Origin of the sequence: Vreelandella titanicae BH1, assembly GCF_000336575.1 — a bacterium.
GTDB lineage: Bacteria > Pseudomonadota > Gammaproteobacteria > Pseudomonadales > Halomonadaceae > Vreelandella > Vreelandella titanicae.
The window spans coordinates 264,055-286,983 of record NZ_AOPO01000001.1 but is presented as its reverse complement, the minus strand read 5'-3'; the positions used below and the strand labels follow the sequence as shown (position 1 = coordinate 286,983).

Here is a 22,929-nt window from a genome sequence, read left to right as displayed (position 1 = left end):
CGCTGGCGGCGCTATTGGCACCGCCAGCGTGAAGTGATCCAGTCGGCCGTCGTCGTTGTTTTTCGGCTGCTAGCGGATTGTCTGGTCTTTGATACTATTGGGCATCCCCAGCCGATTCCGCTTGGGGGCTGTCAGTTGGTTGATAAGCATTGGAATATAAAATGGTCAGGATGATAGCAGTGAATACATATATGAATGTGTTTACTAGTGGGGTTATCAAAGCAAAGGATATCAGGCTGAAGAGTTGGCCCCCAACTAAGCTAGAAAAAAGTTCAATGCAATATTCAAAAATAAATAGCAGAGCGATCAATAAGGCAAGTGAAAAAAATAGCGACCATTGGCAATTTTTAGTCATGTTCAAAGATTCTCTCAACGATATGCTTCTGTCAAGCGCTACACCTACAAAAATAAGCGACAGCCTTAATGTGAAAAACAAAGTGACTAAGAAAAAAGTTAAGGGAATAACGCCCATCAAGATGTTGTACATGATAAGGGTTAATGAAGCTCCGATAAACATGCTTGGTATTATCCATAAAGCCAAAAATCCAATGCTGTACAAAAGATATCTTGTTTCACGCCTTTTAAATTTCAATTTAAAAGGTTCTGGTTGTTCGTCGAGTAAGATTGTCCGAGTTGTGTTTATTGAGATCATAGCCAGAATGGCCATGTCAGCAACAAAGAAAAGTATATATAAAAGTGAGCTGGCACTGCCATATGAAAATCCTGTATAAGCTGATCCGTAGCGCACCAATTGAAGCAAGATATACAAAATTAAAGGCAAGATGACGCCTTTTAATATAGCGCTCCTATGTTGGATCATAAGATACAGTGAACCTAGAGTGAATTTTGCAAACATGCAATTTCCTTAGTTTTAGTGTGTTGTCAAGCAGATAGGTCGGTAAGTTTAAAAAAAAAGCACCTGTAAGAGAGGGGGTAGAATAAGGTGTTTGATTTCAGTAGATAAGTGTGTTGGAGTTATTTTGTTCAGAAAGTTTTTAATTTTGTTAACCTCATACACTTTATATTTGGCAGCTGGGGAAAACGGTAAGACGATGATACTTCTGCAACGCTACTGTTAAGGAAGACCGCTAGATGCCTTCCTTAGTGAGTATTGAATAAGGTAACGCCCCTGTTGTCTTTGCCGGGTGAATTAAGGGTAGAGCTATTTATTGTTCATTTTATGACTAAGGCCAAGTTTCAGTTTCGGTGGGAAGAGGAGTGTCGACTTGCCATTCTTCCACAAGACGATCTCCTTCAGCTATTTGGTCGCTATTGAGGAGAGAGGCGGCAAAGTCACGATTTTCGGCGCCGCTATCATCTCCTAAATCAGCAGCTAAGCTTGCATATACGTAAGCTAGAACGACATTTTCCTCAACTCCTAAACCTTGCCCATACAAAGAGCTTAAGTTGGACAAAGCATGCTTATCTCCTTGCGAGGCGGCATGGTGATACCACATGGCTGCAGTTTCATAGTTTTTCTCCACGCCTAAACCTTGAACATGCATAACGGCGATATTGTATTGTGAACCTTGGCTTCCTTGCTCAGCGGCTAGGGTATACCATTTCGCGGCTTCCTCGTGGTTGTTTGCCACACCTCTTCCGTGGTAATACATGTCTCCGAGATAGTCCTGGGATTTCACTAGCCCCTGCTCTGCAGCTAACTCAAACCACCTTGCTGCTTTCGTATAATCACGTTTTACTCCTCTACCGTAATAATACATTTGCGCTAAGTTCTGCTGCGCTCCTGCCATACCTTGATCTGCTGCCTGGTGGTACCATCTCATTGCTTCTTGAAAGTCTCTCGATACTCCACGCCCATTTTGGTACAGCCAGCCTAAATTATTTTGAGCTATGGCGTCGTTCTGATCTGCAGCTAGCTTTAGCCAGTCAGCGGCTTTCTCAAAATTTTGCTCAACACCTCTACCTCTAAGATACATGCCACCTAAGAGTGCTTGTGCATCTGGATTGCCCTCTTCAGCTAATGGTCTAAAGTTCTTGAGTGCAATAGTGTAATCTTCATTTCGTAAAGCCTCTCTGCCTTCCTCTAGAGAGCTGGCCATTACACTGAATGTTGTCAGTAACAAAGATAAAGGTACTGCAGCTGTGATTTTTTTAAATAAATTCATTCACTTGACCAATTCAGAAGTTAGGATTTTAAGTTTTTTGGCTAAAATAATGATAACTGTACTTTAGTGAGTTTTGCCTTCTTTTGCATCGCCTTATGAAATATCTTTTAGCGCCGATAGTAGATTGCTAGCAATGTTTATCTTGGGGGCATCAAATGCTCCTATCGGTGCAGTGCATATGATTTCAGAGCGATCTCAACGTTCGGCTTAGTACAGAGAAACATCTGCGGCCAAGCCCAGTGCTTGTGAGCGATGCATTATTTACTTGGCTTTATTATTTGTAGCTAGGGATTAGTTTTTTTAAAGCTAGAGCAACTACTCCTCCAAGACCTCCTAGCAACGCGCCGCTCGCCAACATGGAAAGTACCCAAATGTAGTCGCCACTTGCTATATTAGTGATGAAGTATATGTCAAGTGCGACACTGGCCGTGGCGGCTATGAGGGAATGGAGGACTACTCTTTTTTTTGTTAAAAACCCCATCGCCATTCCACATAAAAACATTAAGAGATATGTACAATAAACCATCACTACAAGAAGCAGGATTCTGTTTGAAATAGCTCCATGAGGTATCAAGTTGGCGATGGCTTGATAAGCGTCTTTCGCTAAGCGATATGAGCTAATGCAAAGTAAATAATTAAATATTAAAATCTTTGTTTCTAACTTTATGCTATTCACTTACATTCCTTGGATTTTCTAACATTTGCGTGCCTAAGCCTGGCGTCGTCTCATTCTGCATAAAACATTCAAATTTACTCAACCGTCTACAGTTTATTGCATGTGAATTAGATTTTCAGGGTCAAAATAGTATCTCTAATTTAATCGTCAAGTTTAGCGCCTCCCCTTTGCAAATTTCGTTTACACACATAGACCTTGTCTGAAAATATTTAACAGATGTCGTTGTGCTATTACCATGTTGATCACTACAGACAGCACGCACATCTTTATAATCTGTCCAGAGCCTTTCTAGTCGGCCTTCTGGCTCCAATATTTCCCATTCCACAAACTCCCATTCGGATGGCGGCTGAGCTACTGCTGGGTTTTTAGTATTAAGAGGGTTAGACGCATGTATCCAGACACCAAACGGTTCTAAATGATGCATTTTAGCCCCGAGCAACCTCAGTGGATCCACCATTCCCGTCGGATTGGTAACGTAGCCATACAAATTCGTACCACCCCGCAACCCAATCGGATCCTGACTAATATACCTACCTTGCTGCGGGTCATAATAACGGTGGCGGTTGTAGTAAAGCCCCGACTCTTCATCGTGCCATTGGCCCTGGAATCGGATGGGCTGCGTGACATTGCGCATGGCGCGTTGGTTTTTGACGGCTGCCCAGTCGTCCGGTTCGGCGAGCCACCGGGGTTGGCCGTTGGGGGCGACTAGTTGCATCGGGATGCCCAGGGCGTCGGTGATATAGGCGCTGAGCACTTGGCCTTGTTCAGTATCATCAATACGTAGCATGGGCACAAAACTGCCCGGCTCGTAGACCACCGTGGTGCGTTGGTCGTCCGTTTCTTCGCGCACGATGCGGTCACCGTCCCAGCCGTAGTGGGTGGTGGCGGTTTACCAATACACCCACGCTACCGCCAAGGAAGGCAGCTACATGCCTTCCTTAGCGAGTGTGTCGAATAAGGCAACGTCCATGTTGCCCCAAGCACATGTTAAAGCTCACTCCTCGGATGAGGAAAATAAATAATACAACTCCTCAATATTTTTCTCATTAACGATACGTTCCAAAGAGTAACCTTCAGAGTTGATGTAATGGATATTGGCCCCATGCTCTGCCAGTATTTTAATGCCATCAATATTATTGTTGGCTGCCGCTATTAGAAGGGGAGTGTTATGTTTTTTATCTTCCATGCATTCACTTTCAGGATTAGGGTTGCCGCCAGCCATTAAAAGCATTTCTAAAATTTTATTTCTAGAAATGTATGCAGCCGCAAAAACCGGCGTTTCACCACTAAAGTTTGTGATATTAGGATCTGCACCTTTCGACAACAATTCTTGTGCTAAATATATATCATTATAATATGCACTCATTAACAACAGTCCTGCACCACAAGCATTTGTGGTGTCAGGATCCATTCCTTCATCAAGCAGCTTAAGTGCTAAGGCATTATCTCTAACATCCATTATTGAAAGAATGGCCTGATTAATGGGTGTGCCAGGGTCATTTTCCTTGTCACAAGCGCAATCAGCATGCGATACGCTAGTTATCAATATTGACCAAAAGAAAGCTACGTTGATTACTATTTTTTTCATATTTTGATTCTTTCTCTTAATCCCAAGTGTCAATTTCAAATGACTGCTTTCCTGCAGTCTCGTTACAAACGCGCAAGTTATCTTTGTATCTATTGGGAATAGTCATCAATTTTGACAGATGTCCCGGAATATAATCTTTGTTAAATATTGTTTGGACTTTATCTCCTAGGTCAAATATGGACTCGACTTTTTCAACCTCTGGCGGTAATTCTCCTTCGCCAAGAGCCGTTGCAATAATAGCGCACCCATAAATTCCTGCCGGTGAATCATCATGGGTTGCAGTTGAAGGCGTCAAACCAGCTGCAGTTCTTCCTGCGTTTTCCCACCATTGGCACTGGCCATCCCTCAATACCATTCCTCGCCCTATACATTCCCCCTCCAACCCCAACGGATCCACCATCCCCGTCGGGTTGGCCACATACCCATACAAATTCGTGCCGCCATTCAGCCCAATCGGATCCTGACTAATATACCTGCCTTGCTGCGGGTCGTAATAGCGGTGGCGGTTGTAGTAGAGACCGCTCTCTTCGTCGTGCCACTGGCCCTGGAACCGGATCGGTTGGGTGACGTTGCGTACGGCGCGTTGGTTCTTGACCGCGGCCCAGTCGTCCGGTTCGGCGAGCCACCGGGGTTGGCCGTTGGGGGCGACTAGTTGCATCGGGGTGCCCAGGGCGTCGGTGATATAGGCGCTGAGCACTTGGCCTTGTTCAGTATCTTCAATACGTAGCATGGGCACAAAACTGCCCGGCTCGTAGACCACGGTAGCGCGCTGATTGTCCGTTTCTTCCCGCACGATGCGGTCGCCGTCCCAGCCGTAGTGGGTGGTGGCGGTGGTGCCGTTGGTGTCGCGCACGGTTTTGCTGATGCGTCTTCCCAGGCCGTCGTAACGGTAAGTGGCCTCGCGGGTAGCCCCCAGCTCGCTGGCGTGGATCAGGTGCACTAGGCGATTCGCGCCGTCGTAGCCCAGCGTTAGGCGTTCGCCGTTGGGCTGTTGGCGTTCGACCAGGTTACCGGCACCGTCGTAGCGGTAGCGCGCGCCGTTGAGTTGTGTGAGGCGGTTATCCGTCAGTCCTTGTTGCTTGTCTACCCCCTGCTCTAAGCGATTGCCCGCCGCGTCCACAGAGTAGCGGTGGGCGTGGTCGCCGTGTTGGCTGCCGATCAAGCGCCCGGCAGCGTCGTAGCTGTAGGCGATGACTTTTGAGGCTTGATCGCCTTGCAGCGCCCGGAAGCTCATGCGCCCCAGGGCGTCGTATTGGTAGTCCTGCTGGCTAGTGGTGTCCGGGCTGCGCAGCGTGAGGTGGTCTAGCTGGCCCAGGTTCGTATACCCGCGCTCCAGCACCAGCGGTTGATTGGCGCTGGCACCGGTGCTGAGACGGCGCTGGGTCTCCCGGTGCAGGGCGTCGGGCTCCAGGGCAATTTCCAGATCCAGGCCGGGGGCGCTTAGGCCATGCAGGTGGCCGCTGCCGTAGGTGTGCCAGTTAAGCGCCGGTAGGTCGCCGAACTGGCTGGCTTCGGGGGCGCCGTTGGCGGTGAACGTGTGCTGGTGCTGCCACTGCCAGCCACTCTCACCTGCTAGGCCCGCATGACTCTGCTGTTCGCCGATTAACCGCTGGGCTTCGTCGTAGCGGAATGTGACTTCACCATGATCGTTGGTGACGCTGAGTAGCTGACCATTGGTACCCCACTGGTACTGCTCCGTGCTGGCCGGGGCGTGCTCGGTGGCGGGCAGGTGTCGCGCAGTTAGGCGGCCTGCGTTGTCGTAGTCGTAACGGGTCACCAGCGGTTGGCCGTCGGGGCCGGGGCGGTTGGCCTCGATACGTTCGATCAAGCGCCCGGCTTCATCGTAGCGGTACTGCTGCTCCCGGCCGTCGGGGCCGGTCTCGCTGGCTAAGCGATCCATCTCGTCATAGGCAAAGCGGTAGACCGCGCCATTGCCTAGGGTCAGCTCGCTGAGGCGGCCAATGTCATCATAGGCGGTAAACTGCTGGCTGCCGTCGGCCTCGATGCGCTGCACCGGGCGGCCGTGGTCATCAAAGAAGAATTGCTGCCGAAACCCTTGCGGGCCTTCCAGCTCCACCAGCCGCCCAAGAGCATCCACATGGTGGTGCCAGTGGGTGCCGTCCGGCAGTTGCGTGGCGAGTCGCCGGCCCATCTTGTCGTGCTGGGTGCGGGTGGTCTCGCCCAAGGCGTTGGTGACGCTGGCCAGATAGCCGTGGCGGTCATAGGCGTACTCGGTACGCTGCTGGGAGCAGTCGATTTGGGCGGTGACCTGGCCCAGGGCGTTCCACTCGCGTTGGTGGGTTGCCCCAACCGCATCGGTAATAGTCGTGGGGCGATCAGGCAAAGCATCGTGATCGTAGGCGAAGGCGGTAGTGCCTTCCGGCCCGGTGACTTCCACTGGAAGCCCCTGTTCGTTGCGCGTTATTTGCCACGTTTGATCCTCAGGCCCTTCGATACTCACCGGCTGGCCCAGGGCATCGCGCTCAATCGCCCAGCGGGTGCCGTCCGGGCCGGTCTGTGCAATCACTTGCCCATGCTCATCCCGTTCGATCAGCGTCTCGTGACCCAGCGGATCCACCGTCGCTACCTTGAGACCCGCCCGGTCGTAGCGGAACTCAATGCGTGATCCGTCGGCGCGGGTATGCGCCGTCCAGCGGCGGCCGGGGCCGCTGCCCACAAAGTGGTAGCGCTCCTCCCGGCCCAGGCTGTCGGTGACCAGCGTATGATCCACTTGGTAGCTGTAAGAGCGTGCCAACCCTCCGGCTTCCTGCTGGCCCACCACGCGGCCATCTGGCGCATGACGATCCCAACTGTAGTGGGCTTCCATCCCCCCGGGCACCCGGTGGGCAGTCAGCATATGATTCTGCCACTCGAACTCGCGCACCACCTCGCCGTGGCGATGGCGCACCGCAATCAAATCCCCCACGGGGCTAAACGAGTAGCGCACCAACCAGTCGTCCTGGGCACTGCCGTCGTGCGCTTGCACCAGCTTGACGCCGGTTAAGCGCTGCCCAGCATCGTCGGGCTGGGCGGGAAGCAGGCTGTCGTACACCAACTGGTAGCGACGCTGGGCGCTGTCGATCACCGTGACCAGCAGACCGGCTTCCCAGTAGTACTGGGTGGCATAGCCGTTGCGGTCACGCTCTTCGATTAAGGGCCAGCGAGCAGCGTTATCTTTTGAACTATCACCTGAAGGCGTATCCGTGGTGGACGCCGCGTCTGCTGGATGGGCAGAGGTTGGGCTGGCAAACACATAGTAAAGCCCGCTGGCGTCGCTTAACACGATACGCTCAGGATCACTGCGTAACGTCTCGTCCAGGGCTTGCCAGCGGGGCGCGTTGCTCTCTTCAGCGGTTGAGGCACCCCCACGACGAATCCACAGCTGCTCGGTGGGCGAGAAGCGCGCTTGGCCGGGGGCCAGTGCGCCAAAGGTAATTTGACGCCCCTGGGCATCGTGGACAATACAGGCATCATCGTTCTGGGTAATGGCCAGGGACTCGCCGGGGAGCGACCAGCCCTGACCGAGTACCCCAATCCGCCCGTTGCTGGAGAGATAACCCCGGCTAAATACAAACGGCCGTGGCGCGGGTAGCGCAAAATCGGTCTCGGCGGGCAGCAGCTTGGCGCCCAGCAGCGGGTTCACTGGGCTACCCACCGCGGGTTGGCAGGCACTGCAGTCGTCGGCCAGGCCATCGGTGATATCGATATCGTCTAACGCTAGCGGGGTCGCGGTGGCAATCTCACTGCTCAGCAGCGGTGCCTGGTGCGGCTCGAGGGTGACGTCCTCGCTCTCCTCGGGCTCGGCTTCCCCGGGTAAGCGGGGCAGCACAATGGCGTGGCCCTGGCCGCGCCCAGGGCTACCGCCGGAGTTGATCTTGACCTGGGGGCCGACAATGGTCACGCCGCCGGGGTCGAGCTTGATAAAGCTACCCCCGGCTTTAAGGGTGATCTCACTACCCGCTTCCAACACGATCTGGCTGCCCGCCTTGTGGTGCAGCTCGCGGCCGGTCTCCACCAGTTGCGCCTCGCCGTAGACCTCATGGCGGGTTTGATCGACCTGGAGGTGGTCATCGCCCTTGATCTGGGTGTAGCGCTTGCCGTGTACGGTGAGGTGGTCGTCGTTATGGATTTCGCTCAAGCGGTTGCGGTGCAGCTTGAGGTGGCTGTCCCGACGGATCTCCTCGGTGCGGTCGTTAAGGGTCAGCAGCTCCAGGTCTTTCTGGGCATGCAGCCAGATCTGCTCTTCGCCGGTGGCGTCCTCAAAGCGCAGTTCGTTAAAGCCTTCCGACTTATGGCTCTGGGTGCGGATCACCGTGCGGGTCTTGTTGGCCGGCAGCGGGTAGGGCGGGGTATTCACCGCGTGGTAGGTGCGCCCGGTGACCAGCGGTTGATCGGGGTCGCCCTCTAAAAACGAGACAATGACCTCGTGGCCGATCCGGGGGATCGCCATGCTGCCGTAGCCACCGCCTGCCCAGCCCTGGGCCACCCGTATCCAACAGCTTGCCGTCTCATCAGGATCCGCATAACGATCCCAGGGGAACTGCACCTTGACCCGGCCATGTTCGTCGCAGTAGATCTCTTCACCTTCCGGCCCCACCACAAAGGCCACCTGGGGGCCGTCAACGCGAGGTTTAGGATTGGGCACCGGGCGGAAGGTCTGATCCTTCGGCATGATCACCACGTCGTTGTGGTAGCGGGTCATCAGCTCGCCTGCCTGCGCCGCACTGGCTCCACTCCCATTACCGCCCCGGGCCATGCCGTCCTCTTCCAGGGCCTGGGGCTGCTCGCCGTGGTGCACGACTGAGACCACCTGCCACGCTTGGTTAAGGCTATCGATATCGTGGTCGGTGAGGGTAAAGCAGATGCCGGGAGCGAGTTCAGGCAAATCACTTTCCGCTTCGGCGGTGGTGGCGTCAGCGCGCAGGGACTCTAAGCGGTGGCGGGTAAACGGCTTGCCGGAGGCGTCCTTCTTATAACGCCCTGGGTAATCGAAGTGTTCGTAATCCTCCCGCTGGGCGTGTTCGCCCAGCCCTGGCGCCAGGTGCTCATGGATCTGCGCATAGGGCGGGTTTTTAAAGGTGTAGTCCTTGAGCATCGCCGAGGCGGGGCGCACCCGGTTGGCCTGACGCAACTTACGCACATGGCGTCGGGGCGGTGTGCCCCCAGCGCGGCCGTGGTAGGTACGCTCGCCCACGCTGGGCAGCACCACCGTGGCGTCTGCAAACACCAACTGGTGTTTACCGCCCTCGGCGTTCTCGAACTCATGGAAATAGAAGCAGCCCTCTTCGGCGGCTAAACGCTCGATAAAGGCCAGATCGGTCTCGCGGTACTGCACCAAAAACTCGCGATCCAGAGGCGTGCGAGTAGTCGCAAAGCCGATATCAGTGAGGCTGCGCTCATTAGCGAGCGTCGTGATGGCATCATAGGGGGACGTATCCTGAAAGATACGCGAATTATGGCGCAGCGATAACCGCCACAGCGCGGGACGAATCTCGACACGGTAGAAGCTGCGCCGGTGTCCCCGGTCGCCGCGGTGTAGCTCAGCGATTATCCCATGGACACGACGTAGCGGCTCGCCGTCCTGCCAAATGGTCAGCGTGGCCTCTTGATCCAAACAGTCGCTGGGCGACAGGTCGTGGGTGCGGCTGGCAAACTCAATCGAGAGCGCAAACGGCTCAGACAGCGCCTCGCGATGGGTAAAGCGCACCACGGCGGTGTCATCGGCCCCGGGTAGGGTCAGGGTAAATTGCAGGCCCGTTTTGTCCGCCATCGCACCGCTCCTTGGATCAAGTAAATGAGAAACGATCAGGGTAGCGGGCCGGGGCCAGAGAGCAAGGCCTGGAGTTCAAGTGACAGGGATCTCTTACATGTTTGTAAGAGATCTCTTACAAAATTTTAAGCGATGTCTTACAGCTTAAACGCTTAAAGGATGATCGTATGAAAATGAGCTGCACTCCGTAATGAATCCCGCCCTATTTCAGCGCCTGCCAAATCAGATTAAAACCGACTAAAAACATGGCAAAAATCACCAATCGGTAAAACAACTTTTCATTGACGCGGCTTTGTAGCCACAAGCCGTTGCGTACACCGATCCAGGCGATGGGCACTAGCAGTAGTGATGCCCAGGCGCTGGTAACGTTAATTTCGCCAAGCCACATATAGGGCGCTAGCTTGATCACGTTGACTACGGCAAAGGTCACTGCACAGGTGGCGATAAAGGTCTCTTTCGATAGTTTGCGCGGTAGTAGATACACGTTTAGCGGCGGCGCGCCCGCATGAGCCATAAAGCTGGTAAAGCCGCAAACGCTTGCCGCTGGCAAAGCCCAACGGGGGGAGATCGGTTTCTTGGCAACGGGCTTGAGCAACATGTAAGCGGCGAACAGCAGGGTGATCACGCCGAGAGTCAGGCGTAAGCCCTGTTCACTCAAACTGCCAAACAGCAGCGTCCCTACCGTCACGCCGATAAACAGCCCCGGCACAAAGCGCCAGACCTCAGTGGCGTCCTGCTTGCCCCACCATGCTTTCACCGCAAACACGTCCATCACCAGCAGTAGCGGCAGTAGTAAGCCCGCTGCCTGGGCGGGGCTGATCGCCAGCGCCATTAGCGGTACCGAGAGCGTACCAAAACCACCCGCAAAGCCACCTTTTGAAACGCCGGTCAGGTAAACGGAAAATGCAATTAACAACCAGGCGATGACGGAGTAGTCGGGGAGCATTGAGGCCTCTGGATACGCAAAAAAATGAACCACAAAAAAGCCCCGCATCGGCGGGGCTAGTTAGCATAGCATTAGATAAACGTTAGCGGGCGAAGTGTCGATCTATCCAGCGTTCATCAGCCATTCGTGGTCGGGGTCGGTGTGAAATTTCCATGCCCGCTTGGGCCCCGCCATCACATTTAAGTAGTAGAGCGAGTAGCCATGGGAGGCGCCCACCGGATGGTAACCCTTGGGCACCAACACACAGCAGCCGTTTTCCACCGCCATGGTTTCATCAAGGCTGCGGTCATCGGTGTAAACGCGCTGGAAGGCGAACCCTTGTTCAGGGTTAATGCGGTGGTAGTAGGTCTCTTCCAGATGTGATTCGTGGGGTAAGTTATCCACATCGTGTTTGTGGGGCGGGTAGCTCGACCAGTTACCCGCAGGTGTGAATACTTCGACTACTAATAGGCTATCGGCGGGCTCGGTTTCCGGCAGAATATCGTGAACATGGCGGGTGTTGGTGCCCTGGCCACGGGTGCTTTGCTTGATGTTGTCAGGCGTGATGAGCCGTGGGGCATGGTTGCCATGCCCAGGGGCGGCGCACACCGCTAGCTCTAAGTCTGTGGTCGCTTCCACCGCGTAGCTAACATGGTCAGGCAGGTAAACCGCATAGGGCGGGATCTGTTCAAAGATATCCATGCGCTGGCCGATATCTTCAAAGCGGTGCTCGCCGCAGGTTACCGTGGCACGCCCGGTAAGCAGCACCAGGCAGATTTCCTGATCATCGCTGCTGGCCTCCAGGCGTTGGCCCTTGGCGAGTTTATGCACCCGAAAGCCAACGTGCGTCCAGCCAGCCGATTCAGGGGTCACGTCAATCACGGTGCCTTGGGCATCTGGGGCGGTGGGGCGTACCAGTAGGGAAGCCATATGTCGCTCCTTCTGATGGTTAGCTGCTCTGTTGGCAGCTAACCGTTTACGATATGAAGGGTCTCCACAGACCCGTTTGCGTCTGTTTAGATCGAGGCGTCGAGCAGAATTTTGCGACCTTCACGCAATGAAAGCTCCGCTGCATCGGCTAAGCGCAACGCCTCTAGGCCATCCTGGGCACCTGCGAGTGGCGCACGTTTCTCCTTCCATGCGGCGACAAAGTCGCCAATTTCCAGTTGGTAGGCTTGGGCATAGCGCTCCAGGAAGAACCACTTGGGATTGTCTTCCACTTGGCCTGCTTCACCGGTGAAGCGCAGCCGGGTGTCGCTCTCATTTTGGGCCTGCAGCATGCCTTGGCTGCCAAAGGCTTCGATACGCTGATCGTAGCCGTAGCAGGCACGTCGTGAGTTGCTGATTTGGCACAGCTTTCCACTGGCTGTGGTAAGGGTGACCATGGCGGTATCCACATCACCCGCTTCGCCAATCGCTGGGTCGATAATGCTACTGCCGACGGCAAAGACACTTTCGATGGGTTCATCGAGCAGCCAGCGCGCCATGTCCAGATCGTGAATCATCATGTCTCGGAACAGGCCGCCGGACTCAGCCACGTACTCGGCAGGCGGGGGAGACGGGTCGCGGCTAATAATCGTTAGCGTTTCAAGTGCGCCAATACGCCCTTCGGTAATCGCTTTTTTCAGTGCCGAAAACTGAGGATCGTGGCGGCGGTTAAAGCCTAACGCGCAGGTCACCGGATGTTCACTGAGTACCTGCAGAGCATCTCGTGTGCGGGCTAAATCCAGGGCGATGGGTTTTTCGCACAGAATCGCCTTGCCCGCGCGGGCGGCACGCTCCAGATACTCCGCGTGAGTAGGCGTGCTTGAAGCAATCAGTACGGCGTCAATGGTGTCATCCGCGAAGATTTCATCCACAGAGGCCGCTCGGCTGGCGTACTGCTCGGCCAACGCTTCTGCGGCAGGCTGATGAAAATCGGCCACGGCGGCCAGGGTAACGTTTGGGTGTGAATAAATGGCCTGGGCATGCACTTTGCCGATGCGTCCTGCGCCGATGAGTGCGAGTTTCATGAGCTCTCCTATTTTGTTTTTGCTGTTGGCTTGCTTTTGGTGTTTAGGCCTTACGTTTTTTGTCACGGCCCTTTTCTTTGTCGCGTGTTTTGTCTTGCCGCACGCCCAGGGCAATCGCCAAGGTCTGGGTCAAGCAGAGCGACGCGGTCAAACTCCGGAAACTTTTTACTTCGGCTTCGTTGACCACGAAGACGACATCCGCGAAACGGGCCAGCGGGCTAAGGTTCGAATCGGTAATCACTACACTAGGTAGGCCGCGCTGGTGGGCGTCTTCGCAGGCTTTTTGGCTCTCTTCGGCATAGGGAGAAAAGCTAATCGTTAGCAGAGCGTCGTGTTGGCTCATGGCGCGCAGCTGCTCGCCGTACATTCCCCCCAAACCATTAACCAGCAGCGCAGGCTTATCCACATGGGCCAGGGCATAGGTCATATAGCTGGCGACCATAAAACTTCGCCGTGCGCCCATCACATGAATCGCATGAGCCTTTTCAAAAATATCCAGCGCCTTCTCCAGACTCTCTGGATTAATGCGGCTGGGAAGCTGCTCAAGCACGGCACGGTTGGCGTCAGCGAACTCCCATAACAGCTGGGTGCTGTCGGGTGTTTCCCCGGTGGCGCTGCGTACCGCGCGAATTCGCTCGGTGTAGTTAGGCAACTCATCGACCAGGCGGCTGCGAAACAGTTGCTGCATTTCGGAAAAGCCCTTAAAGCCCAAGCTATTGGCCAAGCGAATTAAGGTGGATGGAGTGACATCCGCCTGTTCGGCAATTTTGGCCACGGTCGCTAAAGCAACCTCCTGGGGGTGATCAAGCATAAAACGCGCGGTTTGCTGCAAACGTTTGCTTAGCGTGGCGTACTCGGCGGTGATCAGCGTTTCCAGCTCACGGTAGCTTTGTGGGGGCTGCGGCATACAAATTCCTTAGCGTTAACTCATGTACCACTCATTCACTCATGTACGGCTGGGCAGTAGCACTGAGCAAAGTGGCTGGTTGTTATGCAGTCTAGTTGATTGAAATAAATATTCCATTTATACAAAAGTATAGAATAAATAATTTGCAATAATTGCTATTTGGAATCTATATTTCATAGCGCCAAGGCATTTAATGCCACTTCCCTACCAACAACGATAACGTTATGAGGAATTCTTTATGGCACGTCTATCTCAATGGCTTCTAGCCTCTGCCGCCACCACGGCATTAATGGCAGGTGCCGCACAAGCACAGGAACAAGAACAAGAAGCGAGCCGTTTCGTCATGGTGACCCATGGTGTCCCCTCTGATCCTTTCTGGTCAGTGGTGAAAAACGGCGCAGAGGCAGCCGCTGATCTCGTAGGCGCTGAGCTGGAGTACCGTGCACCATCGACCTTTGATATGGCCAAGATGCAGCAACTTGTACAGGCAGCGGTGGCATCGGATCCGGATGGTTTGATCCTCTCTTTTACTGACGAAAATGCCCTGGGCGGCGCTGTCCAAAATGCTGTCGATAACGGCATCCCAGTGATCACCATTAACTCCGGTGGCGACGTGGCGAGAGATTATGGTGCCCGGCTGCACATTGGGCAGAGTGAATACGAGGCGGGCAAACAGGCCGCCGAGCGCATGCAGGAACTGGGCGTTGAGAAAGGCGTCTGCGTTAACCATGAGCAAGGCAACCAGGGACTTGATCAGCGTTGTGATGGCTTTGTCGAAGGCTTCGACGGCAATGCCGAGCAGCTAGCGACCACCTACGACCCCACCAATATTCGCAATGCCATTGTTGCTTACCTCAACGAGAACAGTGATGTGCGTGGAGTGCTGACCTTGGGCGCATTGGCCGCTGATCCAATGATTCGGGCCATGCGTGAGCAGGGGGCAACCGATATGTTCACTCTCGGCACCTTTGACCTTTCCCCCGGTATTTTGGAAGCCTTGGATGCAGGTGAACTGGACTTTGCGATCGACCAACAGCAGTACATGCAGGGTTATTTGCCCGTCATGTTCCTAGATCAGTTCGTCAAAAACGGCCTGCTACCCGCAGGGGATGTTGCCACCGGCCCAGGGTTTGTCACTCAAGAAAACGCTGCACAGGTCATTGAGCTGAGTAGCCAGGGCATCCGTTGATAACTACCTAATCGAAAAAGGCTCGACGGTGTCGAGCCTTGGGGGTCGATCGCCATGAATTCTACTGAAACGAAACAGTCGGTTGCGCCAGCAACCGCTCCTCAAGATGAGCGTATCCAGAGAGTCTCTTTCTGGAAGAAGGCGCTTAATCGCCCGGAGCTGGGGGCGCTGGCCGGTGCCGTGCTGGTGCTTGCCTTTTTTATAGCTGCTTCCAGCGGCACTGGGATGTTTACCCCAGCGGGTATTATTAATTTCCTTGAAGTCGCCGCTCAGCTCGGCATTATCGCCACGGCGGCTGCGTTGCTGATGATCGGCGGAGAGTTTGATCTTTCGATAGGTTCGATGATTGGCTTGGCAGGCATTCTGATTGCCATCCCAGCGGTGGAGTATGGCTGGCCGCTGTGGGCCGCAATTTTATTGGCGTTCGCCTGCGCGGGCCTGGTGGGCTGGATTAACGGCAATCTAGTCAATAAAACGGGGTTGCCGTCATTTATCGTTACCCTAGGCTTCCTGTTCATTCTGCGTGGCCTGGCTATTGGTACCAGTCGGTTGTTGACGGGACGTACTCAGGTGGGGGGAGTGCAGGATCATATCCCCGGAGATTGGTTCGCGGCGCTTTTCTCTGGAGAAGTCGCTACGGGACTATTTAGCTGGATGGCGGCAAATGGCTGGATGGCGACCAACTTTGCGGGCAACCCCACGGTCACCGGTATCCCTGTCTCGATTGTCTGGTGGCTGGGTTTAACCGCTGTAGCGACTTGGGTGCTGCTGTGCACGCCTTACGGCAACTGGATCTTCGCCAGCGGTGGCGATGCCAATGCGGCGCGTAATTCGGGCGTCCCCGTCCATCGCGTCAAGATTTCACTGTTCATGTTCACCGCTTTCTCAGCCACCATTTTTGCCTGCATCCAGGTCATGGATACCGGTTCGGCGGACACCATTCGAGGTTTATTAAAAGAGCTGGAGGCCATTATCGCTGTGGTGATCGGTGGCGCTTTGCTGACCGGTGGCTATGGATCTGCCATTGGTGCGGCCCTCGGTGCGCTGATTTTCGGCATGGTGCAGATGGGGATCTTCTACACCGGTGTTAACACCGACTGGTTCCAGGTCTTCCTGGGTGTGATGTTGCTGGTGGCGGTGCTATTCAACAATTACATGCGCAAAAAGGCGATGGAGGCTAAATAACATGACTACACGCACTCCAATGATTGAAATGCGCAGTGTCAGCAAACACTTCGGCAGCGTCATCGCCATCAGTGATATCTCGATGCAGGTCTATTCCGGTGAAGTTATGTGCCTGCTGGGGGATAACGGTGCCGGCAAGTCAACGTTGATTAAAACCCTTTCCGGTGTTCACCAGCCCACCCATGGCGAGATGCTACTGGATGGCAAGCCCGCTCGTTTCAAGTCCCCGGCTTACGCGCTCGACGCCGGTATCGCGACCGTTTTTCAGGATCTGGCCATGGTGCCGTTGATGTCGATTACCCGTAACTTCTTTATGGGCCGCGAACCGACGGTGGGCTGGGGGCCTTTAAAGCGGATTGATTGGAAATATGCCGACCGGGTTGCCAAAGAGGAAATGGCTAAAATCGGTATCGATGTGCGCGACCCTAGTCAGCCGGTGGGAACGCTTTCTGGTGGGGAACGCCAGTGTGTGGCGATTGCCCGTGCCGTCTATTTTGGCGCCAAAGTGCTGATTCTTGATGAGCCCACCTCAGCGCTGGGGGTCAAGCAGGCCTCCGTCGTACTGCGCTACATTGCCAAAGCCCGCGCGGATGGGCTTGCGGTCATCTTTATTACCCACAATGTTCACCATGCTTACCCAGTGGCCGATGCGTTCACCCTATTGTCACGCGGCGGCAGTTTGGGCTCCTTCCGCAAAGAGGAAGTCAGCCGCGAAGAAGTGCTCAATATGATGGCGGGTGGCGCTGAGCTTGAAAGCCTGGATGCAGAGCTTGCGGAATTCCAGCGTGACGATAAAGCCAAGAAGGCCAACTTAGCCGGTCAAGACACTCAGCCTGCCGATGGAACAAGCAGCACTGAGCAACCTTCACCGCGAGCTGCGAGCGGCTATTAAGGAGCCATGATGAATAAACCTACCCCATCATCCCCGTTCACGCTGGCCGTTTGCGCTGAAATGGTGTTCCGCCACTTGCCCGTGTTGGAGCGTGTTAAGCGTATTTCTGAACTGGGTTTTCAGGTCGAAATCTGGGACTGGACTAAGCACGATATCGAGGCACTGGCCAATAGCGGGGCGACGTTTTCATCCATGACCGGCTATGTCACCGGCACCCTGGCGGATGCCGCCGGTGCAGATGAACTGCTACGCACCGCCGCTGAGTCGGTTGAGGTAGCAAAGCGCCTTGGCATTCCGCGCCTTAACCTTCACGGCACCGGTCTAGATGGTAATGGGTTGCCCGTTCAGCCTTGCCAGCAGATGACTGGCGCTATGTGGCTAAAAGCCCGAGACACCCTCAATCGGCTGGCGGATCTGGGCGAGCAGAACGACGTCACCTTTGTGCTTGAAAACCTCAATACCGACGTTGATCACCCAGGTGTGCCGTTTGCGCGCTTGGAAGATGTTCTAGCGCTGGTGGAAAGTGTTGGTCGGCCCAGCTTGCGCATTATGTTGGACGTTTATCACGCCCAAATTGGCGAAGGTAATTTGACTGAATTGATTCGCCGCTGTGGGCCCTACATAGGTGAAGTGCAGGTGGCTGATGTGCCAGGACGCTGCGAACCCGGAACCGGCGAGATTAACTATCCGGCCATTGCCAATGCGCTTAACGACATGGGCTACCGCGGCACCATAGGGCTGGAAGGCTGGGCCTCTGGGGATGACGACCTCGCGCTCGACCGATTCCGTGCCGCCTTCACACTTTAATCCACGGTTGATAAGCCTTATCGATTGCCAGCCAAGACGCTTTTATGCCCAGTGCCATCCTGTGACTAGTACCACGAATTTGTGACGTGGGGAGACATTTATGCTGAATAACAATAGTCAACACCGACCGCTTGACCTGATTTGTCTTGGACGCGTGGCGGTCGATCTTTACGCCGAGCAGATTGGCAGCCGTTTAGAAGACGTGGCCAGCTTTGCCAAGTACCTAGGCGGGAGCTCGGGTAATATGGCCTACGGCACTGCGCGCCTAGGATTAAAATCCGCCATGCTCTCGCGAGTTGGCGACGAGCAGATGGGCAACTTCGTGCGCGAAGAGCTGGAGCGGGTGGGCGTGGATACCTCCGCGCTTCAAACCGACCCCGAGCGCCACACCGGCCTGGTTCTGCTGGCTTTAAAAGACCGTGAAAGCTTCCCGCTGCTATTTTACCGCCGCGACTGTGCTGATATGGCCATCGACGCCGAGGCCATCGACCCTGAATTTATCGCACGGGCCAAGGCGCTGGCGATTACCGGCACCCATCTTTCTACCGATACCACCCGCCGGGCGTGCCGCAAGGCACTGGACGCCGCCGCCCATTATGGCGTGAAGCGGGTGCTGGATATCGACTATCGCCCCGTGCTGTGGGGTCTGACTAACCCTGGCGATGGTGAAACCCGTTTTATCGCCGATGAAAAAGTCACTGCAGATCTTCAACGCTGGTTGCCGGACTTTGACCTGATTGTAGGCACCGAAGAGGAGTTTCATATTGCCGGTGGCAGCACCGACACCTTAACGGCACTGCGTGCAGTACGTGAGGTTAGCCAGGCGACCCTGGTATGCAAGCTGGGGCCCATGGGCTGTGTGGTGTTTGAGGGCGACATTCCTGACCGCATTGAAGACGGCATTCTAGTCAAAGGCGTTCAGGTCGAAGTGCTCAATGTGCTGGGTGCTGGTGATGCCTTTATGAGCGGGCTGCTACGTGGCTGGCTACGCAATGAACCCTGGCAAACCAGCGCGGGTTACGCCAATGCCTGTGGTGCGCTGGTGGTCTCCCGCCACGGCTGTGCCCCGGCCATGCCCACCGAAGATGAGCTATTCGATTACCTGAAACGTCGCGACGAGGTACCCCGTCCGGATATCGATCAACGCCTGAATCATCTCCACCGGGTCACTACCCGAGTGACTGCTCAGTGGCCCGAAGTGTTGGGGTTGGCATTTGATCACCGCCGCCAGCTCACCGATATGGCCCGCGAAGAGTATGCCGACAGTGCGCGATTACCAGCTCTCAAAAAACTCCTGGTCACCGCCGCCGAAGAGGGTGCCAAGCTGGGCGGCATTACCACTCCCGCGATTCTGGTAGACGATGTGCTGGGTCAGGAAGCGCTCAATCAAGCCAGTGGAAAAGGCTGGTGGATTGGTCGACCAGTGGAGCTTCCTGGCTCAAGACCGCTGCGCTTCCAGCATGGCGATGATTTAGGTGCCTGCCTGCGCAACTGGCCTAGAGAACAGATTATTAAATGCCTGGTGTTCTACCACCCCGACGATGAAATCTCGCTGCGCTTAGAGCAGGAGGAGCGGCTGCGCCAGCTCTACCAGGCGGCTTGTGCCTATGGGCTGGAGCTGCTGATTGAAGTCATTCCTCCCGCGAACATGCCCAATGACGATACCACCTTGCCGCGCAGCCTTCAGCGGCTCTATAACCTGGGCATTCGCCCAGACTGGTGGAAACTACCTGCCATGTCAGATGCAGCCTGGCAGGCGGTGGGTGAAACCATTGAGCGCGAAGATTCCTACTGCCGTGGGGTCGTACTGCTCGGGCTTGACGCCCCTATGGACGATATGAAACGCGGCTTTGAAGCAGCGGCCAATCATGCCTGCTGTAAAGGCTTCACCGTTGGCCGCACGCTATTTGCCAGCGCCAGCCGCGACTGGCTGGCTGGGCGTATCGACGACGCCAGCTTGGTAGAGCGGGTCGCCCAGAACTATGCCGAGCTGATAAAGGCGTGGCGGCAATTAAGGCAGGCGCAGCCGCAAACGCTGTCTCACACGGAGGAGGCGTAAAATGAGCACCATTCGACTCACCATGGCCCAGGCGTTGGTCAAGTACCTTGCTGCACAACGTATAGAGGTGGATGGCCAAGAAGTGGCGCTGTTTGAAGGCGTGTTTGCGATTTTTGGTCATGGCAATGTGGCCGGAATGGGTGAAGCGCTCTACCACGTGCAAGACACGCTTCCGACCTTTCGCGCTCACAACGAACAGGCCATGGCCAACGCGGCGATTGCCTTTGCCAAAGCCAATAATCGCCAGCGCTTAATGGCCGCGACCAGCTCGATAGGCCCGGGGGCGACCAATATGGTCACCGCCGCAGCACTCGCCCACGCCAACCGCTTGCCGATCCTACTGCTGCCGGGGGACACCTTTGCAACCCGCGAACCCGACCCGGTACTCCAGCAGGTGGAGCACTTTGGCGACCCTACCATTAGCGTCAACGACTGTTTTCGACCGGTGTCGCGCTACTTCGACCGCATTAACCGCCCGGAACAGCTGCTGACCAGTTTGCCCCAGGCGATAGCCACCCTGCTTGACCCGGAGCATTGCGGCCCTGCGACCCTGGCGCTGCCTCAGGATGTGCAAACCTTTGCCTACGATTATCCGGTGGCCTTTTTTGCTCCCAAGGTGCATCGCATTCGCCGCTCGCCACCGGATGCTTACGAGCTTCGCCAAACCATCGCCGCGCTGCAACAGGCCAAGCGCCCGCTGATTATCGCCGGTGGCGGCGTGCATTACGCCGCTGCCTGCGATGCCCTGGCAGAGTTTGCTAAAGCGCGGGGCATCCCGGTAGCCGAAACCCAGGCCGGCAAAGGCGCGTTGGCCGATAGCCACCCTTGCGCAGTGGGTGCCATTGGGGTGACCGGCAGCGCAGCCGCCAACCAATTGGCGGAGCAGGCGGATGTCATTCTGGCGGTGGGCACGCGGTTGCAGGACTTTACCACCGGCTCCCGAGCGCTGTTTGAAAGCAGCGATAAAACGCTGATCGCCCTCAACGTTGGCCGCTTCGACAGCCTGAAGCATCAAGCGCTGCCGCTAAGCTGCGATGCCTTGGTCGGGCTGGGCCAGCTCGACGCGGCGCTGGGTGAATGGCGCGGCGGCGATGAATGGCGCGAGCAGACCGGCACGCTCAAGCGAGAGTGGGCCGAAATAGTGCGCAACGTGACCGCCGACCAAGGGCTGGCGCTGCCCACCGATGCCCAGGTGATCGGTGCGGTCAATCGTCAGGCAGGCAACGATACCACCGTGGTATGCGCCGCCGGTGGCTTGCCCGGCGAGCTACATAAGCTCTGGCAATGCTCCGGCCCCGGCAGCTACCACGTGGAGTACGGTTTCTCCTGCATGGGCTATGAAATTGCGGGCGGGCTGGGTGTCAAGATGGCCAAGCCCGACAACGAAGTGGTGGTGATGGTGGGCGATGGTAGCTACCTGATGCACAACTCGGAGCTGGCAACCTCGGTGATGCTGGGCCACAAGCTGATTGTGGTGGTGTTGGATAACCGCGGCTATGGCTGTATCAACCGCTTGCAGCAGGCCACTGGCGGGGCAGGGTTCAACAACCTGCTGCAAGATTGCCGCACTGTGGAGGCCGGCGCTCCCAAAACCGATTTTGCCGCTCACGCCAAAGCGTTGGGCTGTGAGTCTGAATCGGTGACCGGTATTGCGGAATTGGAGCAGGCGCTGGTGCGTGCTCGCAGCGCCACCTCGACCTATGTGATTGCCCTGGACACCGACCCGTTACCCAGCACCCAAGAAGGCGGCGCCTGGTGGGAGGTGGCCGTGCCCGAGGTTTCCGAGCGTGAAGCCGTCAATAAAGCCTATCAAGGGTACCGCAAAGCCAAGCAGCGCCAACGCCATTAATACCAACAAACATAATCACAAGGAATACGCTATGCCAACGGTTACTTTAGGCATCAACCCGCTCACCTGGACGAACGACGACTTGCCCAGCCTGGGCGGCGCAACACCACTGGAAACCTGTTTGAAAGAGGGCCGCGAAGCGGGGTTTAGCGGCTTTGAATTAGGTAACAAGTTTCCCCGAACGCCTGACGCCCTGAATCAGGTGCTTAGCGCCCACGACTTGGCGCTTGTATCGGGCTGGTATTCCTCGCAGTTGCTGGAGCGCACGCCTGAAGAAGAGATTGACGCCATTCAGGATCACATGAACCTGCTCAAGGAGTGCGGCGCGAAGGTGATGGTGCTGTGTGAAGTCACCCACTGTGTACATGGTGATCAGGAGTGCCCGCTCTCCCAGCGTCCGCATCTATCCGAGCAAGAGTGGCAGCGCCTGCTGAGTGGTTTAGAGGTGGTGGGCGACTACCTGAAATCCCAGGGCATTCAACTGGTGTATCACCACCATTTGGGCACGGTGATCGAAAGCCAGGCCGACGTTGAACGCTTAATGGATAGCACCGGCGAAGGCGTGGGACTACTGCTTGATTTTGGTCATTTGCGCGGTGCTGGCGGCGACCCGCTCGCCATCGCCAAACGCTACAGCCAGCGTATCCACCATGTGCACTGCAAAGACCTGCGCTTCCCGGTATTGGATTCGGTGCGTAACCGCGACAAAAGCTTTTTAAACGGCGTGCTAGACGGCCTGTTTACGGTGCCGGGGGATGGCAATGTGGATTTTCTGTCCGCCTTAACCCACCTGTGCGAACAGGGATACCAGGGGTGGCTGGTGGTTGAAGCCGAACAAGACCCGGAAGTCGCCCATCCGCTGACTTACGCCCGCCTGGGTTACCGCAACCTACGCCAACTTGCCGAGCAGGCAGGCTTCGACGTTGCCAGCTAAACAGCACCGC

17 protein-coding genes and 1 pseudogene are annotated in these 22,929 nt (G+C 55.7%); 7 read left to right on the top strand and 11 right to left on the bottom strand.

Annotated elements, in window-relative coordinates:
- Positions 1–94: 94 nt before the first annotated feature.
- The 11 genes and pseudogenes from HALTITAN_RS01210 to HALTITAN_RS01165 all read right to left on the bottom strand — a co-directional run bounded on the left by HALTITAN_RS01210 (position 95) and on the right by HALTITAN_RS01165 (position 14,004).
- Positions 95–856, bottom strand: a complete 762-nt coding sequence (locus HALTITAN_RS01210) for a hypothetical protein (RefSeq protein ID WP_039857423.1) — start codon at positions 854–856, stop codon at positions 95–97.
- A gap of 328 nt (positions 857–1,184) precedes the next feature.
- Positions 1,185–2,126 carry a tetratricopeptide repeat protein gene (locus tag HALTITAN_RS01205; protein WP_009285998.1) on the bottom strand — a complete coding sequence of 314 codons (942 nt, stop codon included), beginning with the start codon at positions 2,124–2,126 and terminating at the stop codon, positions 1,185–1,187.
- 274 nt (positions 2,127–2,400) lie between these two features.
- Positions 2,401–2,802 (bottom strand): hypothetical protein, encoded by a 402-nt coding sequence (locus tag HALTITAN_RS01200; protein WP_039857421.1) that lies wholly within the window; start codon positions 2,800–2,802, stop codon positions 2,401–2,403.
- Between the two features lie 121 nt (positions 2,803–2,923).
- The gene (locus HALTITAN_RS24405) at positions 2,924–3,652 is read right to left on the bottom strand and encodes an RHS repeat-associated core domain-containing protein (RefSeq protein ID WP_009285997.1); all 729 of its coding nucleotides are present in this window, start codon (positions 3,650–3,652) and stop codon (positions 2,924–2,926) included.
- A gap of 144 nt (positions 3,653–3,796) precedes the next feature.
- Entirely contained in the window at positions 3,797–4,429 is a 633-nt protein-coding gene (locus tag HALTITAN_RS01190; protein ID WP_009285996.1) for an ankyrin repeat domain-containing protein, read from the bottom strand.
- The gene (locus HALTITAN_RS25885) at positions 4,407–8,033 is read right to left on the bottom strand and encodes an RHS repeat-associated core domain-containing protein (protein ID WP_236614923.1); all 3,627 of its coding nucleotides are present in this window, start codon (positions 8,031–8,033) and stop codon (positions 4,407–4,409) included. Before HALTITAN_RS25885 ends, HALTITAN_RS01190 begins: the two co-directional genes overlap by 23 nt.
- A gap of 102 nt (positions 8,034–8,135) precedes the next feature.
- Positions 8,136–10,160, bottom strand: a pseudogene (locus tag HALTITAN_RS25880) (type VI secretion system Vgr family protein); the annotation flags it as partial.
- Between the two features lie 202 nt (positions 10,161–10,362).
- Positions 10,363–11,106, bottom strand: a complete 744-nt coding sequence (locus HALTITAN_RS01180) for a sulfite exporter TauE/SafE family protein (RefSeq protein ID WP_039857419.1) — start codon at positions 11,104–11,106, stop codon at positions 10,363–10,365.
- Positions 11,107–11,208: 102 nt separating this feature from the next.
- Complete coding sequence (gene iolB, locus HALTITAN_RS01175) at positions 11,209–12,015, bottom strand: 5-deoxy-glucuronate isomerase (RefSeq protein WP_009285994.1); 807 nt, start codon at positions 12,013–12,015, stop codon at positions 11,209–11,211.
- A gap of 86 nt (positions 12,016–12,101) precedes the next feature.
- Positions 12,102–13,097, bottom strand: coding sequence for an inositol 2-dehydrogenase (gene iolG, locus HALTITAN_RS01170; RefSeq protein WP_039857417.1), 996 nt, complete (start codon positions 13,095–13,097; stop codon positions 12,102–12,104).
- Positions 13,098–13,140: 43 nt separating this feature from the next.
- Positions 13,141–14,004, bottom strand: a complete 864-nt coding sequence (locus HALTITAN_RS01165) for a MurR/RpiR family transcriptional regulator (RefSeq protein WP_039857416.1) — start codon at positions 14,002–14,004, stop codon at positions 13,141–13,143.
- A 238-nt stretch (positions 14,005–14,242) separates the two neighbouring features.
- On the opposite strand from HALTITAN_RS01165, the gene HALTITAN_RS01160 reads away from it, so the two are divergent.
- The 7 genes from HALTITAN_RS01160 (at position 14,243) to iolE (ending at position 22,919) form a co-directional block, all read left to right on the top strand.
- Complete coding sequence (locus HALTITAN_RS01160) at positions 14,243–15,193, top strand: sugar ABC transporter substrate-binding protein (RefSeq protein ID WP_009285993.1); 951 nt, start codon at positions 14,243–14,245, stop codon at positions 15,191–15,193.
- 54 nt (positions 15,194–15,247) lie between these two features.
- Positions 15,248–16,378: an ABC transporter permease gene (locus HALTITAN_RS01155; protein ID WP_009285992.1), complete on the top strand. Its 1,131-nt coding sequence runs from the start codon at positions 15,248–15,250 to the stop codon at positions 16,376–16,378.
- 1 nt (position 16,379) lies between these two features.
- On the top strand, positions 16,380–17,270 hold the full coding sequence (locus HALTITAN_RS01150) for an ATP-binding cassette domain-containing protein (protein WP_027957147.1): 891 nt from the start codon (positions 16,380–16,382) through the stop codon (positions 17,268–17,270).
- A 9-nt stretch (positions 17,271–17,279) separates the two neighbouring features.
- Positions 17,280–18,077, top strand: coding sequence for a TIM barrel protein (locus tag HALTITAN_RS01145; protein WP_039857415.1), 798 nt, complete (start codon positions 17,280–17,282; stop codon positions 18,075–18,077).
- A 100-nt stretch (positions 18,078–18,177) separates the two neighbouring features.
- Entirely contained in the window at positions 18,178–20,136 is a 1,959-nt protein-coding gene (locus HALTITAN_RS01140; protein ID WP_009285990.1) for a bifunctional 5-dehydro-2-deoxygluconokinase/5-dehydro-2-deoxyphosphogluconate aldolase, read from the top strand.
- Position 20,137: 1 nt separating this feature from the next.
- On the top strand, positions 20,138–21,985 hold the full coding sequence (gene iolD / locus HALTITAN_RS01135; protein ID WP_039857414.1) for a 3D-(3,5/4)-trihydroxycyclohexane-1,2-dione acylhydrolase (decyclizing): 1,848 nt from the start codon (positions 20,138–20,140) through the stop codon (positions 21,983–21,985).
- 31 nt (positions 21,986–22,016) lie between these two features.
- A complete protein-coding gene (gene iolE, locus HALTITAN_RS01130) occupies positions 22,017–22,919 on the top strand; it encodes a myo-inosose-2 dehydratase (protein WP_039857413.1) in 903 nt (300 codons plus the stop codon).
- Positions 22,920–22,929 lie beyond the last annotated feature (10 nt).

Bases quoted from the DNA above. Each gene is read 5' to 3' on its own strand.
- HALTITAN_RS01180 (WP_039857419.1), bottom strand. From the start codon at position 11,106: ATGCTCCCCGACTACTCCGTCATCGCCTGGTTGTTAATTGCATTTTCC.
- iolB (WP_009285994.1), bottom strand. From the start codon at position 12,015: ATGGCTTCCCTACTGGTACGCCCCACCGCCCCAGATGCCCAAGGCACC.
- iolD (WP_039857414.1), top strand. From the start codon at position 20,138: ATGAGCACCATTCGACTCACCATGGCCCAGGCGTTGGTCAAGTACCTT.
- HALTITAN_RS01160 (WP_009285993.1), top strand. From the start codon at position 14,243: ATGGCACGTCTATCTCAATGGCTTCTAGCCTCTGCCGCCACCACGGCA.
- HALTITAN_RS01145 (WP_039857415.1), top strand. From the start codon at position 17,280: ATGAATAAACCTACCCCATCATCCCCGTTCACGCTGGCCGTTTGCGCT.
- HALTITAN_RS01155 (WP_009285992.1), top strand. From the start codon at position 15,248: ATGAATTCTACTGAAACGAAACAGTCGGTTGCGCCAGCAACCGCTCCT.
- HALTITAN_RS01150 (WP_027957147.1), top strand. From the start codon at position 16,380: ATGACTACACGCACTCCAATGATTGAAATGCGCAGTGTCAGCAAACAC.
- HALTITAN_RS01205 (WP_009285998.1), bottom strand. From the start codon at position 2,126: ATGAATTTATTTAAAAAAATCACAGCTGCAGTACCTTTATCTTTGTTA.
- HALTITAN_RS01210 (WP_039857423.1), bottom strand. From the start codon at position 856: ATGTTTGCAAAATTCACTCTAGGTTCACTGTATCTTATGATCCAACAT.
- iolE (WP_039857413.1), top strand. From the start codon at position 22,017: ATGCCAACGGTTACTTTAGGCATCAACCCGCTCACCTGGACGAACGAC.
- iolG (WP_039857417.1), bottom strand. From the start codon at position 13,097: ATGAAACTCGCACTCATCGGCGCAGGACGCATCGGCAAAGTGCATGCC.
- HALTITAN_RS01165 (WP_039857416.1), bottom strand. From the start codon at position 14,004: ATGCCGCAGCCCCCACAAAGCTACCGTGAGCTGGAAACGCTGATCACC.
- HALTITAN_RS01140 (WP_009285990.1), top strand. From the start codon at position 18,178: ATGCTGAATAACAATAGTCAACACCGACCGCTTGACCTGATTTGTCTT.